The organism is Mycobacterium sp. 4D054, assembly GCF_052245755.1.
Lineage (GTDB): Bacteria > Actinomycetota > Actinomycetes > Mycobacteriales > Mycobacteriaceae > Mycobacterium.
In genome coordinates this window covers 63,636-76,312 of sequence record NZ_JBQQCF010000020.1, presented here as the reverse complement: position 1 = coordinate 76,312, position 12,677 = coordinate 63,636, and the positions used below count along the sequence as shown (strand labels likewise).

Here is a 12,677-nt window from a genome sequence, read left to right as displayed (position 1 = left end):
ACCTCACGATTGCGTTGCGACCGGCACGGCCGCCGAAAATATTTGAGCGTCAGTCCGATTCGTCCGGGAACGCGTTGGCCACCTTGCCGCTGCGCAGGCTGCCGTCGAGGTAGGCAGACCGGCACGCGCGGCGGCCGATCTTGCCGCTCGAGGTGCGCGGGATGGCACCGGCCGGGGTCAGCAGCACGTCGCGCACGGTCACCCCGTGCCGGACGGCGATCGCGGCGCGGATGTCGTCGGCGATGGGTCCCATGTCGAGCTTGTGCGCCCCCGGAGCGCGCTCGCCGACGATCACCAGCTGTTCGGAGGTGTCGTCGGGATCGCGCTTGAGTCCGGCGTGCGAGTCCTCGAACACCTCGTCGGGCAGCTGGTTGGCCGGCACCGAGAACGCCGCGACGAAACCGGTCCGCAGCGCCTTGGTGGCCTCCTGCGCGGAGTACTCCAGGTCCTGCGGGTAGTGGTTGCGGCCGTCGATGATCACCAGGTCCTTGGTGCGGCCGGTGATGTACAGCTCACCGTCGTGGTAGGCACCGAGGTCACCGGTGCGCACCCAGGTGGCGTCGTCGGCCGCGCCCTCGGCGTGCGTCGGAGTGGTGCGCGACTTGAGCGTGTTCTGGAACGTCGCGACGCTCTCCTCGGGCTTGTTCCAGTAACCGGTGCCCATGTTCTGGCCGCTGATCCACACCTCGCCGATCTGGCCGTCGGGCAGCTCGGAGGCCGACTCCGCGTCCACGATCACGGCCCACTCGGCGACACCGATCTTTCCGGCGCCGGCCTGGGCGACCGCCTTCGGCGAATCGGCGGGCACCTCGACGAAGCGGTGCCTGTTGAGCTCGTCGCGGTCGACATGGATGATCCGGGGCTCGGCGTGCATCGGGGTGGTCGACACGAACAGCGTGGCCTCGGCCAGGCCATAGGACGGCTTGATCGCCTCCGGCTTGAAGCCGAAGGGGCTGAACGCCTCGTTGAACCTGTGCACGGTCGCCGCCGAGATGGGCTCGCTGCCGTTGAGAATGCACTTGATGTTGGACAGGTCGAGCGGCTCGGCCTCCTCGTTGTCCTTGGGCACGCCGCGCGCGGCGGCGTGGTCGAAGGCGAAGTTGGGGGCCACCGAGATCGTGCCGCCGGTGTCTCCCGGCTTACGCGCCATCTCGCGGATCCATCGTCCGGGCCGGCGCACGAACGCCGCCGGGGTCATGAACGTGATGTTGTGGCCGAGCATCGGCGACAGCAGCACCGTGATCAGGCCCATGTCGTGGAAGAACGGCAACCACGAGACGCCGCGGTCACCCTCCTGGCCGTCGAGCGCCTCGATGACCTGCACGACGTTGGTGGCGAGGTTGAGATGGGTGATCTGCACACCGGTGGGGATGCGGGTGGAACCTGAGGTGTACTGCAGGTAGGCGATGGTGTCGTGCTGGACGTCGATCGGTTCCCAGGTGGCGCCGACCTCGGTGGGCACCGCGTCGACGGCGATCACGCGCGGGCGTTGGTTGGCCGGGCGGGTGCGGAAGAACTTGCGCACCCCTTCGGCGGCGGCCGTCGTGGTCAGGATCGCCGACGGGGTGCAGTCATCGAGGACGGCATGCAGGCGGCCGACGTGTCCGGGCTCGTTGGGGTCGAACAGCGGCACCGCGATGCGGCCGGAGTACAGGGTGCCGAAGAACGCCACCAGGTACTCCAGGTTCTGCGGGCACAGGATCGCGACACGGTCGCCGGGCTGGGTGACCTGCTGCAGCCGGGCGCCGACCGCGCGGTTGCGGGCACCGAAGTCGGCCCAGTTCAGGTCGCGGGCCACCCCGTCGCGTTCGGTGGAGAAGTCGAGGAAGCGGTAGGCCAGCTTGTCGCCACGCACCTTCGCCCATCGCTCGACGTGTTTGACCAGGCTCCCGCTGTCGGGGAATTTGATCAATCCGTCCTTGATGAACGGGTTGTGGAAGGCCATTCGTTACTCCAATCAAGCGGGCTCTCTGTCCCGAAAAACCCCGTGCATCCTACCGGGAAGGGGGCTGCCCACCCATCAGCCGCCAGCATCCGCTCTTAGATTTTCCTTAAACTCAGATAATGCTAGGCGACCTGCGTGGCCCTGGCCAAATTCGATGAGAATCGATCAGGTCACAGGTCAGCCATGTTTCGGCTGCGGGGCGTTGTTCACCAGATTCTGCGCCCAGTCCAGCGTCCATTCGGTCGCCGGCCGGCCGTCGAGGTTCCAGAACTGCGGGGTGGCGTACATCGCGTGCACCGGCTGTCCCGCGCCGCCGGAGAGCACCTCCAGCGTCTTGGGCAGCGCGGTGATGTTGAACGCCGATTCCGGGGCCGCGCAGATCAGGTCGCCGCGCGCGCAGATCTCGTTGGTCCGGTCGTTGAGCGCCCCGAAGCCGCCGGGGCGCGGGCCGCTCATCGTCAGCCCCAGAGCTGACAGCGTGGGCACCTCGTGCAGCGTGATCTCCGCGCCCTGGCCGGGCGGGTTGGGGCCGACGTCCTGGCCGACGCCGGGCTGGCGACGGCCGTCGGCGATCAGCGTCACCCCGAGCACCAGGTCCTGGTCCACCGGACCGCGGCCGTTGCCGATGTCGGAGGCGATGTCACCGGCGATGACGGCGCCCTGCGAGAACCCGACCAGCACGTAGCTGGTCAGCGGGCACCGGTTGTTCATGTCCGTCATCGCCTGGACCGCGGCGCGGGTGCCCTCGGCGCGGCTGTCGTTGTAGGACATCTGCCGGTCCGCCGACAACGGATTGTGGAACTGCGCGGTGTAGGGGACGGTGAATACCTCGAGGCGGTCGCCACCGAACTGGCCCCGGATCGGGTTGGTCACGTTCAGCAGCAGCGCGGCCGGGAACTGCACGGGGTTGAACGGGTCGAGCTGTACCGACGACTCCCAGGTGCCCGGGATCGAGATCAGTTGCACGTCCGGGCAGCTGGCGTCCTGGAACTCCGGGCGCGGCTTCGACGTGGGCGGCGCCGCCGTCGGGGGCACCGCGGTCGGCGGAACCGCGGTGGGCGGTGTGTCCGGCCTGCGCAGCACCACGATCACGATCGCGATGATCAGCACCACGACGAGGCCCACCGCTGCGGCGGCGAACATCGCCAGCAGGCGGTGGCGTTTTCGCTGGTTGGTCGACCGGTTGGTCTTGGCCATGCGTCAGGTGCTCCTGTGGTCCGTGAGTGCGCGGGGCGGGCTGGTGCTCAGCACAGTCGCTCGGTGGCGATCCGAATGTAGTCGGCGGTGGTGGTGTCGACGTCGTGCGCCGCCGGCGTCTGCGGGTGCGCGTTGACGGCATCCTCGGCGTCATCGACGTCGTTGCGCACCAGTGGGGCGACGAAGTCCCAGACCGCCTGCTCGTCCTGCCGGGCCGCGCGGGCCTGGCACACGTACGTCCCGATGCTCAGCGCGGACAGATCGCTGGACGGGGTCACCCCGGCGCCGTGCAGCGCGTCCAGGTACTCACGCTGGCGCGGGGTGACGACGAGCGCATTGGAGGCGGCGGCGTGATCACCGGGGCCCGGCGGCGCGGCGGTCGACCGGCCGTGCGGCGGCGCCGTCTCGATCTCCGATCCCATACCGGCGATCATGCCGCTGTCCAGCGAACACCCGGTCAGGCACGCGATCGGCAGTGCGAGCAGGGCGGACAGCCCGGCCATTCCCGCCTTCGCCGCGCGTGAACCGTGTTGCACGACTCCCAAGGTACCGGGCTCGAAGACGACTTATGGTCAGCGAACCGTCGCGACGAGTTCGCCGGACATGGCGGCCAGCTGGGCGCTCCACGAACCCCAGTCGTGATTGCCCGAGGTCGGGAAGTCGAAGTGGCCGTTGCCGCCGCCGACAGCCCGATAGTGCTGGTAGAACGTGCGATTGCTGCCCTGGGCCTGGTCGCAGTACCCGATCATCGCGGGCACGTCGGTGCAGGTCGTCGTCGCCGGGCTGTAGACCCACAGCCGGGTGTTGTTGTTCACCAGCAGCTGCACGTGCACGTCCGGGTCGTGCCACTTCCAGCGCCCGAGCTGTGGCAATCCCCACATGTTGCGGGTGTCCACCCCACCGAACCGCGCGAGGCCCGCGGTGATGGCGCCGTTGAGCGCGGTCGCCGACGGCGTCAGGAAACCCGACAGGGACCCTGCGAAACGGTAGCGGTCCGGGTGGAACGCGGCCATCGTCATGGCTCCGGTCCCGCCCTGGGCGGCGCCGACGATCGCGTGCCCGTTCGGGGCCAGACCCTTGTTCGCCGCGAGCCAGTTCGGCAGCTCGTCGGCGAGGAAGGTCTCCCACTGCTTGCTGCCGTCCTGCTCCCAGTTGGTGTACATGCTCCACGCCCCGCCGGCCGGCGCGGCGACCGAGAGGCCCGTACCGGACAGCGTGTTCATCGCGTTGCCCGCGGTGACCCAGTTGCTGACGTCGGGGGCGGCGTTGAACGCGTCGAGCAGCACCACCGCGTGCGGTCCGCCGCCCTGGAACGCGACCGGAATCGCCCGGCCCATCGCCGCCGACGGCACCATGAGCATCTCGACGCCCTGGGCGTTGGCGGCCGGTGCGCTCACGCCCCCGAAGATCGCCGCCGCGGCCAGCACTGCCGCCCCGATCGCTCGAAACACCGCGTGCATCTGCCACCTCATCTTTCGCGCGCCGCCGCCGGATCCCGCCCCTGCTCCGCAGTAGTGAATCACATCACCGGCGACCGCCGGTGCCCAATACGACCGACGGCGGTGACCCTCTTTCGAGGATCACCGCCGTCGCATGCGTGAAGTTGCTAGCCGCCCGAGACCGGCTCGGCGACCGGCTCGGCCGGGGCCGAGGGCTGCGGCACAGCGCCGAGCACCCGCTGGATGTCGGGCTTCATCTGCTGCAGCTGTTGACCCCAGTACCCCCAGCTGTGGGTACCGCTGGACGGGAAGTTGAACACGCCGTTCTTACCGCCCGCGGCGATGTACTCCTCCTGGAACGTCTTGTTGGTGCGCAACGTGAAGCCCTCGAGGAACTTGGCGTTGAACAGGTTGCCCGAGGTGGCGCCGGCATCGAGCTCCGACGGCTTGCCGTTGCCGCAGAAGATCCAGATGCGGGTGTTGTTGGCCACCAGCTTGGACATGTTGACCATCGGGTCGTTGCGCTTCCAGGCCGGGTCACTGGAGGGACCCCACATGTCCTCGGCCTTGTAGCCGCCGGCGTCGCCCATCGAGATGCCGACCAGCATCGGCCACCAGCCCTCGGACAGGTTCAGGAAGCCCGACAGCGAGCTCGCGTACTGGAACTGCTGGGGGTAGTGGATCGCCAGCGTCAGCGCCGCCGAACCGGCCATCGACAGCCCGACCGCGGCGTTGCGGTTGGGGTTCACACCCTTGTTCGCCGCCAGGTAGGCGGGCAGCTCCTGGGTGAGGAACGTCTCCCACTTGTAGGTGCTGCAGCCGGCCTTGCCGCAGGCGGGCTTGTACCAGTCGCTGTAGAAGCTGGACTGACCGCCGACGGGCATGATCACCGCCAGGCCGGAGTCGACGTACCACTCGAACGCGGCGGTGTTGATGTCCCAGCCGTTGAAATCATCCTGGGCGCGCAGACCGTCCAGCAGGTACACGCCGGGGGCGTTCGGGCCTCCGCTCTGGAACTGGATCTTGATGTCGCGCCCCATCCCGGCGGACGGCACCATCAGGTACTCCACCGGCAGACCGGGGCGCGAAAACGCACCGGCGGTCGCCGACCCACCCACCGCGCTGATCAGGCCGGGCAGCACAATCGCCGCGAGCGCAGCCACCGTGAGCCGGCGACCTACCTCGCGCAGCTTCCCAACGAGCTTCATGCTTGTCTATTTCCCATCTGTCGTAAGCAGCAACGGGCCGCCCGTCCGGAACGGACGGTCGTAGAAACCGGCCACTTTGCCCGTGTAGTCAACCACACCTTTGTGGTGATCTCTCTTTCCGCGAGCGCGGGCGCTGCGGAGGTGTGAGGCCCTCACGGACCCCTTCACATGCCATATCTGACCGACATGGCTTCAGCGTTACCTAAAGCGTTACGTAAGCAGAAACCCCTCGCCGCCAACAAATCGCTACGGTCCGGTCGCAGGCAGCCCGGTATAGGGCGGATTCACCGGCTCCGGCACCGGCAGCCCGCACCGCTGCAACTCATAGCGCGGCACCCGGTCGATGCGGTACCTCGTGTACTCCACCGCATGCATCAGATTGGACAGAAATCGCCTCGGACTCATCGGCGCCCGGATCGCGTTCAGCACGGCCTCGGTCTCCGGACACTTCAACGCCGCCTCGGCCTGGCGGATCCAGTCCTCGTCCAGATAGGCCGGGATGTATGGAGGTTCTTTGAGGAACGGCCCTTCGGCGACCGCCCAGTCGGGAAACAGGTTTTTGTCGTGGCCGATTCGACCGTCCTCGATCCGCGCGGTATGCGCCGCAAGAGGATTCGCCAGGCCGATCTGGTCGATCACCCGCACGTCGAGGCCCACGTTCATGCCGAGCATCCCGAGATTGGTGAAGAACACCGTCTGCGGACCGCGGTAATCCGGCGGCGCGTCGGGCGGCGGCGGGTAGGCCGGCACCACGTCCCACATGTCGTAGTTGCCCGACGGCAACCACAGGGCGCCGTCGGGGGTGTTCCGGATCGCGGTGAGCACCGCGCGCATCCGCGGGTAGTCCAGATAATCCGCCGCGGTCAGTGGATGGGCATTCCCGGTGGCCTGCGAGTAGAACCGGCGTTCATCGACGATGCCGGTGTAGGTGACCCGGGTGGCGTCGGCGCCCATCCCCGGGCTGTGAGCCGCCCACAGTGACCATCCGGCGACCGCCACCCACAGCACAGCGGTAGCGCCCGCGTACAGATAGCTTGCGCCCCTGGCCATCCGGCGGCTGTCGGGAAGCATCAGCGGGATCACCGCAACCGGAGCCAAAAGACAGAACAGCGGCGTCAGCAACACCCGGCCGTGCATGAAGTCGCCGCCCTGGCGGATCCAGTAGATGCCCTGCAGCAGTCCGCTCACAAGCATGAAAAGCACCACCGCCGAAGGGCTCTGCACCATGCGCGCCACCCAGCCGGAATCGGCGGGGGCACGCCTGTCGGCCCCGGGCCGCCTTCCGCACAGCAGCATCACCATGATCGCCAGACCGATCAGCAGCACCGCCGGCGCCCACAACAGGTAGGGCTGGTTGAAGTTCGCCAGATAGACGAACCCCTGCTGCCACTTGGCACCCGAAGCGTCCTTGGCCAGTGCGGTGCCGGGAAAGATCAGGCCGTAGTAGCCCATCCGGAAGATCTGGTAGGACACCGGAAGCAGGCCGCCCGCGACGATGATCAGCCCCCGCGCGCGCCAGTCCTTGGCGGCGATCAGCATCATGAGCAGGGCGAGCCCACCGATCAGGGCGAGCTCTGGACGCACCAGCACCGACAGGCCGGCCAGGAACGCCAGCGCCAGGTCGAACGGGCGCGAGGTGGCCGTCTTGCGCTCCGGCCGGCGCTCGCGCGTCCCGCGCAGTGCCTGCGCCCAGACCACCATCATCCACCACAGCAACCCGAGATAGGCCAGCACCAGCCCGTTCTCGAGTCCGGAGGTCGCGAAGTCGCGCGCCGGCGGCACCGCGATGTAGACCAGGATCCCGGCCGGCAGCAGGATCGCCCGGCGTCCCTTGAGCGTCGGCCGGTACAGCCTGGCGGTGCCCAGTATCACGAACACCGCCCCCAGCACACTGAGCAGCAGAGCCAGCACCAGCGCCACATACTCAAGGCGGGCAGGGCCGGCCACCAGGCCGCCGAGGTACATCAGGTAAGACCACACCGTGGACGTGTTGGCCTCCACGCGCTCCCCGGCGTTGAACACGGGGCCGTTGCCGGCCAACAGGTTCCGGACCGTGCGCAACACGATCAGGCCGTCGTCGGCGATCCAGCGGCGCTGCCATGCGCCCCAGCCGAACAGGACGGCGACCAGCGTGACCGAGAGCCACAGGCTCACCCGCAGCGGCAGATCGGACGGGATCGCGGGCCGGCGGACGGCCGCCGGGACGATCAGCGTCTCAACTGAGGATGACTGCGGCACCGACGGTTCCAATCCACGCCAGCGCCAGCAGCTGGAGCACCCGGTCCTTCAGGGCGATCTCCTCGGGCTCACCGGCAAGGCCGCCGTCGACGTCGACGGCATAGCGCAAGATGGCGATCGTGAACGGGACCATGGAGACCACGAACCAGGAGGTGCCTCCGGTCGCGTCACGCTCGAAGGACCACAGGCCGTAACACAGCACGAGCGCGGTGGCCGACAGGGTCCACACGAACCGCAGGTACGAACTGGTGTAGCTCTCCAGCGACTTGCGGATCTTGGCGCCGGTGCGCTCGGCCAGTTGCAGTTCCGCGTACCGCTTTCCGGCCGCCATGAACAGCGACCCGAATGCCATGGTCAGCAGGAACCACTGGGACAGTGGCACATCGGCGGCGACACCGCCCGCGATGGCGCGGATCAAGAAGCCCGACGACACGATGCAGATGTCGATGACGGGCTGGTGTTTGAGACCGAAACAGTAGGCCAGCTGGACGGTGATGTACACCGCCATCACCAGCGCGAGGTTCGGGGTGACCAGCCACGAGACCACCAGCGAGATCGCGGCGAGGATCGCGGCGAGCACGTAGGCGAACGTCTCGGGGACCACCCCGGCGGCGATGGGCCGGAACCGCTTGGTCGGGTGGGCGCGGTCGGCCTCGACATCTCGAGCGTCGTTGACCAGGTACACGCTGGAGGCCGCCAGGCTGAAGACCACGAACGCGATCACGACGGGCAGCAGCACCGACAGCGGGTCCTCGCGCAGCCGGTCGACGAAGCTGGCATCGGCCAGCGCAGCCACCGGCGCCGCGAACACCAGCACGTTCTTGACCCACTGGCGCGGGCGGAGCGCCTTGACGACGCCGGCGGCGAAGTTCCGCGGCGGACCCTGGGTCGGACCGGTCTCCTGGCCCACCTCGGACGTGCTCATCGCGGTGCCCTCCTACGCTCCCGGTCGGCGACCGTGTCCGCCAGCTTGCCGACTGCTTTTCCGACGACCGCCCCGACCGCCACCCCGGTGAGCACGTCACTGGGATAGTGCACGCCGACCACCAGTCGCGACAGCGCCATCGGCGGTACCAGCACAGCCGGCAGCGGCAGCCCTGTCGGGCGCGCGAGCAGGACGGCCGCCGCGGTCGTCGACGTGGCATGCGCGGACGGGAAGCTCAGCCGGCTCGGGGTCCCGACGTTGACCGCGATCGCCGGGTGGTGCGGCCGCTGCCGGCGCACCACCCGCTTGATCACGACGGCCGCGGCGTGCGCCGCGAAGGCCCCGGCCGCCGCGGCGAGGTAGTCCCGGCGCCGGCGCGGGGACAGCAGCGCGCCGAGCGCGGCGATGCCGATCCAGCCCAGGCTGTGCTCGCCGAAATGCGACAGCCCGCGCGCCGCGGGAAGCACTCCGGGCCGTTCGGCCAGCGCATGCTGAACGGCGACCAGCACGGCGTCTTCGCCGCGCGCAGCGTCAGTCATCACCGAACTCGTTGAGCAGCACGCTCTCCCACTTCTGCTTACTCGTCAGCGTGGGCAGCGCGGCGCGGTAGGCCTTGCGCATCCGGTGGAACTTGCGGGCCAGCAGCGCCTGCCGCTTCAACGACTCCCGTAGAAGCTCGAACATCTTCTCGCGGTCACGCTGCCGGTAGACCACACCGCGCCCGTCGGCGGTGGTGACGGTGACACCGTCGACCTTGCACAGCGAGAACCAGCGGGCGTCCTGGGTGGCGACGTTGATCTGCGGGCGGCGGTGATGCTCGGGGTCGTGCGCCTTGAGCTGGTGCAGCACCCCGCGCGTGAGCCGCAGCGAGATCGCCGCCGGCCCGACCGGGATCTGCACCTTCTTGCGCCACTTCGTGTCCGACGGTGTCGGCAGCACCGTCGCGCTCGGCAGCACCACCGCGTCGGGGAACTGCTGGCGCATCTTGCGCACGTCGGGCAGCGCGGACTCCAGGATCGCGAACAGGTTCTCCGGGCCGGCCAGGAAATCGTCCATCGCCTTGTTCTGGATGGCGACCGTCGAATATTCAAGGCACAGAAGGTGTTTGAGCGTCGCCTTGAGGTGGCTGGTCAGCAGGCCACGGATGTTGCCGTCCCAGTGCAGCGCGGCGACCACCAACCGGTTACGCAGGTGGAAGTACGCCTGCCAGTCGATCGCGTCGTCCTTGTCGCTCCACGCCATGTGCCAGATCGCCGCCCCGGGAAGCGTCACCGTGGGGTAACCGTGCTCCCCGGCGCGCAGCCCGTAGTCGGCGTCGTCCCACTTGATGAACAGCGGCAACGGCTGGCCGAGTTCCTCGGCGACCTGCCGCGGGATCATGCACATCCACCAGCCGTTGTAGTCGACGTCGATGCGGCGGTGCAGCAGCCGGCTGCGCTCGCTCTCCTCGTCGCTGAGCGGGTACTTCGCGAAGTTGTGGTCGTACTCGGTGTTGACCGCGTTGGTCCACATGAAGTTCGCCGAGTCGACCATCTCGCCCATGACGTGCAGGTGCGACGGCTCCTGCAGATTGAGCATCTGACCGCCGACGAGTGTGGGCCGCTTGGCGAACCGGTTCAGCGCGAGCGCGCGCAGGATGGAGTCCGGTTCGATGCGAATGTCGTCGTCCATGAACAGGATCTGCTCACAGTCGGTGTTCTTCAGCGCTTCGTACATCACCCGGCTGTAGCCGCCGGAGCCGCCGAGGTTGGGCTGGTTGTGGATCGCCAGCCGGTCGCCGAGCGCGGCGGCCGCCTCCGCGAAGCCCGGGTGGTCCTTGGCCTTGCTGGTGCCCTGGTCGGACACGATGACCGCGCCGATCACCTCGTCGACACGCGGATCGGAGGTCAGCGCGGCCAGCGCGTTGACGCAGTCGGCGGGTCGGTTGAACGTCGGGATGCCGACCGCGACGTTGGCGCGCCCGGGGGCGTCGATCGGCGCGTACCAGGCCGCGTGGTGCAGCGTGGACTTGGCGTCGGTGGTGATGTCGAACCAGATCCAGCCGCCGTCCTCGAACGGGGTGAGCTCGATCTCGAACTCGAGCACCGCGGGCGGTCCGTCCTCGGGGCCGGCGATCGGGGCGCCGCCGACGGTGATCCGGGCGCCGGTCGCCTTGGACCGGTAGACGTCGACACGGGCGCTGCCGGTGAGCTCCACCCGCAGCACCACGGACTCCAGAATCGACCACCGCCGCCAGTAGCTGGCCGGGAACGCGTTGAAGTAGGTGGCGAAGGACACCTCGGATTCGGCGCCGATCTCCAGTGTGGTGCGGGTCGGTGCGTGCGCACGCCGGGCGTTGGTGTCCGATTCCTCTATATAGAGCTTGCGGACGTCGAGCGGCTCGCCCGGCCGCGGCAGGATGATCCGGGCCAGGGGGCTGACCGCCCGTGACTGCTCGGTGTCGAGCGCACCGGACGGGATGTCACTCATGCTCCACTGCTTTCTGTCTCGGGATCCGCCAGCGGCGCACCGTCGCGCAGGTGGGGCGCGAGCGTGTTGTCGTACATGTTCAGCGCGCTGGCGATCGCCATGTGCATGTCCAGGTATTGGTAGGTGCCGAGGCGGCCGCCGAAGAGAACCTTCGACGACGCCGTCTCCGCCCTGGCCCGCGCCCGGTAGGCGGCCAGCACCGCGCGGTCGGCATCGGTGTTGATCGGATAGTAGGGCTCGTCGTCGTTCTCGGCGAACCGCGAGTACTCCCGCATGATCACCGTCTTGTCGGTCGGATAGGACCGCTCGGGGTGGAAGTGCCGGAACTCGTGGATGCGGGTGTAGGGCACGTCGGCGTCGTTGTAGTTCATCACCGGGGTGCCCTGGAAATCTCCGGTCGGCAGCACTTCGACCTCGAAGTCCAGCGTGCGCCACCCCAGCCGGCCCTCCGAATAGCCGAAGTAACGATCCAGCGGGCCGGTGTAGACCACCGGGGCGTCCGGGTTCGCGGCGCGGAGCCCGTCACGCACATCGAACCAGTCGGTGTCCAGCCGCACCTCGATGCGCTCGTCGGCGGCCATGTTCTCCAGCCACCGGGTGTAACCGTCGACCGGCAGGCCCTCGTAGGTGTCGTTGAAGTATCGGTTGTCGAACGTGTAGCGCACCGGCAACCGGGTGATGTTGCTCGCCGGCAGCTGCTTGGGGTCGGTCTGCCACTGTTTGGCCGTGTAGTGCTTGACGAACGCCTCGTAGAGCGGGCGGCCGATCAGCGAGATGGCCTTCTCTTCGAGGTTCTGCGCGTCGGCGGTGTGGATCTCGGCGGCCTGCTCGGCGATCAGCGCCCTGGCCTCGTCGGGGGTGAAGTACCTGCCGAAGAACTGGCTGACCAGGCCCAGGCCCATCGGGAACTGGTAGGCCTGCCCGTTGTGCAGCGCGAACACGCGGTGCTGGTAATTGGTGAAGTCCGTGAACTGGCGCACGTAGTCCCAGACCCGCTTGTTGCTGGTGTGGAACAGGTGGGCGCCGTACTTGTGGACCTCGATGCCGGTCTGCGACTCGGCCTCCGAATAGGCGTTGCCGCCGATGTGCGGACGGCGTTCGATCACGAGGACACGCTTGCCCAGTTGCGTCGCCGCCCGTTCGGCGATGGTGAGGCCGAAGAAGCCGGAACCGACGACGAAGAGGTCGAATCCGTCGGCCTGCGGGCGCGCTGCGGCCCGGGGATCAGGAGAGATCATCGGCAGCAAGGGTATCCG

General features: G+C 68.3%; 10 protein-coding genes. All 10 read right to left on the bottom strand.

What is annotated here, in order from left to right; translation table 11 throughout:
• Positions 1 to 49: 49 nt before the first annotated feature.
• Positions 50 to 1,945, bottom strand: coding sequence for a long-chain-fatty-acid--AMP ligase FadD32 (fadD32, locus tag ACTWP6_RS16275; RefSeq protein WP_443188230.1), 1,896 nt, complete (start codon positions 1,943 to 1,945; stop codon positions 50 to 52).
• A 177-nt stretch (positions 1,946 to 2,122) separates the two neighbouring features.
• A complete protein-coding gene (gene culp6, locus ACTWP6_RS16270) occupies positions 2,123 to 3,142 on the bottom strand; it encodes a carboxylesterase Culp6 (protein ID WP_260755810.1) in 1,020 nt (339 codons plus the stop codon).
• Positions 3,143 to 3,189: 47 nt separating this feature from the next.
• On the bottom strand, positions 3,190 to 3,645 hold the full coding sequence (locus tag ACTWP6_RS16265; protein ID WP_260757851.1) for a DUF732 domain-containing protein: 456 nt from the start codon (positions 3,643 to 3,645) through the stop codon (positions 3,190 to 3,192).
• Positions 3,646 to 3,714: 69 nt separating this feature from the next.
• A complete protein-coding gene (locus ACTWP6_RS16260; RefSeq protein ID WP_260755811.1) occupies positions 3,715 to 4,602 on the bottom strand; it encodes an alpha/beta hydrolase-fold protein in 888 nt (295 codons plus the stop codon).
• Between the two features lie 146 nt (positions 4,603 to 4,748).
• The gene (locus tag ACTWP6_RS16255) at positions 4,749 to 5,789 is read right to left on the bottom strand and encodes an esterase family protein (RefSeq protein ID WP_260755812.1); all 1,041 of its coding nucleotides are present in this window, start codon (positions 5,787 to 5,789) and stop codon (positions 4,749 to 4,751) included.
• A 246-nt stretch (positions 5,790 to 6,035) separates the two neighbouring features.
• Positions 6,036 to 8,027 carry a flagellar motor control protein ZomB gene (zomB, locus tag ACTWP6_RS16250; protein ID WP_396884692.1) on the bottom strand — a complete coding sequence of 664 codons (1,992 nt, stop codon included), beginning with the start codon at positions 8,025 to 8,027 and terminating at the stop codon, positions 6,036 to 6,038.
• Complete coding sequence (locus tag ACTWP6_RS16245; RefSeq protein ID WP_260755813.1) at positions 8,005 to 8,952, bottom strand: decaprenyl-phosphate phosphoribosyltransferase; 948 nt, start codon at positions 8,950 to 8,952, stop codon at positions 8,005 to 8,007. The genes zomB and ACTWP6_RS16245 overlap by 23 nt, the downstream gene beginning before the upstream one ends.
• Positions 8,949 to 9,491, bottom strand: a complete 543-nt coding sequence (locus ACTWP6_RS16240) for a phosphatase PAP2 family protein (RefSeq protein WP_260755814.1) — start codon at positions 9,489 to 9,491, stop codon at positions 8,949 to 8,951. The genes ACTWP6_RS16245 and ACTWP6_RS16240 overlap by 4 nt, the downstream gene beginning before the upstream one ends.
• Complete coding sequence (locus ACTWP6_RS16235) at positions 9,484 to 11,421, bottom strand: glycosyltransferase (protein WP_260755815.1); 1,938 nt, start codon at positions 11,419 to 11,421, stop codon at positions 9,484 to 9,486. The genes ACTWP6_RS16240 and ACTWP6_RS16235 overlap by 8 nt, the downstream gene beginning before the upstream one ends.
• Positions 11,418 to 12,659, bottom strand: coding sequence for a UDP-galactopyranose mutase (gene glf / locus ACTWP6_RS16230; RefSeq protein WP_443188229.1), 1,242 nt, complete (start codon positions 12,657 to 12,659; stop codon positions 11,418 to 11,420). The genes ACTWP6_RS16235 and glf overlap by 4 nt, the downstream gene beginning before the upstream one ends.
• Positions 12,660 to 12,677 lie beyond the last annotated feature (18 nt).

What these genes read in the sequence shown, in the direction of transcription:
- fadD32 (WP_443188230.1), bottom strand. Translation starts at nt 1,945, where the DNA reads ATGGCCTTCCACAACCCGTTCATCAAGGACGGATTGATCAAATTCCCC.
- culp6 (WP_260755810.1), bottom strand. Translation starts at nt 3,142, where the DNA reads ATGGCCAAGACCAACCGGTCGACCAACCAGCGAAAACGCCACCGCCTG.
- ACTWP6_RS16265 (WP_260757851.1), bottom strand. Translation starts at nt 3,645, where the DNA reads ATGGCCGGGCTGTCCGCCCTGCTCGCACTGCCGATCGCGTGCCTGACC.
- ACTWP6_RS16260 (WP_260755811.1), bottom strand. Translation starts at nt 4,602, where the DNA reads ATGCACGCGGTGTTTCGAGCGATCGGGGCGGCAGTGCTGGCCGCGGCG.
- ACTWP6_RS16255 (WP_260755812.1), bottom strand. Translation starts at nt 5,789, where the DNA reads ATGAAGCTCGTTGGGAAGCTGCGCGAGGTAGGTCGCCGGCTCACGGTG.
- ACTWP6_RS16245 (WP_260755813.1), bottom strand. Translation starts at nt 8,952, where the DNA reads ATGAGCACGTCCGAGGTGGGCCAGGAGACCGGTCCGACCCAGGGTCCG.
- ACTWP6_RS16240 (WP_260755814.1), bottom strand. Translation starts at nt 9,491, where the DNA reads ATGACTGACGCTGCGCGCGGCGAAGACGCCGTGCTGGTCGCCGTTCAG.
- ACTWP6_RS16235 (WP_260755815.1), bottom strand. Translation starts at nt 11,421, where the DNA reads ATGAGTGACATCCCGTCCGGTGCGCTCGACACCGAGCAGTCACGGGCG.
- glf (WP_443188229.1), bottom strand. Translation starts at nt 12,659, where the DNA reads ATGATCTCTCCTGATCCCCGGGCCGCAGCGCGCCCGCAGGCCGACGGA.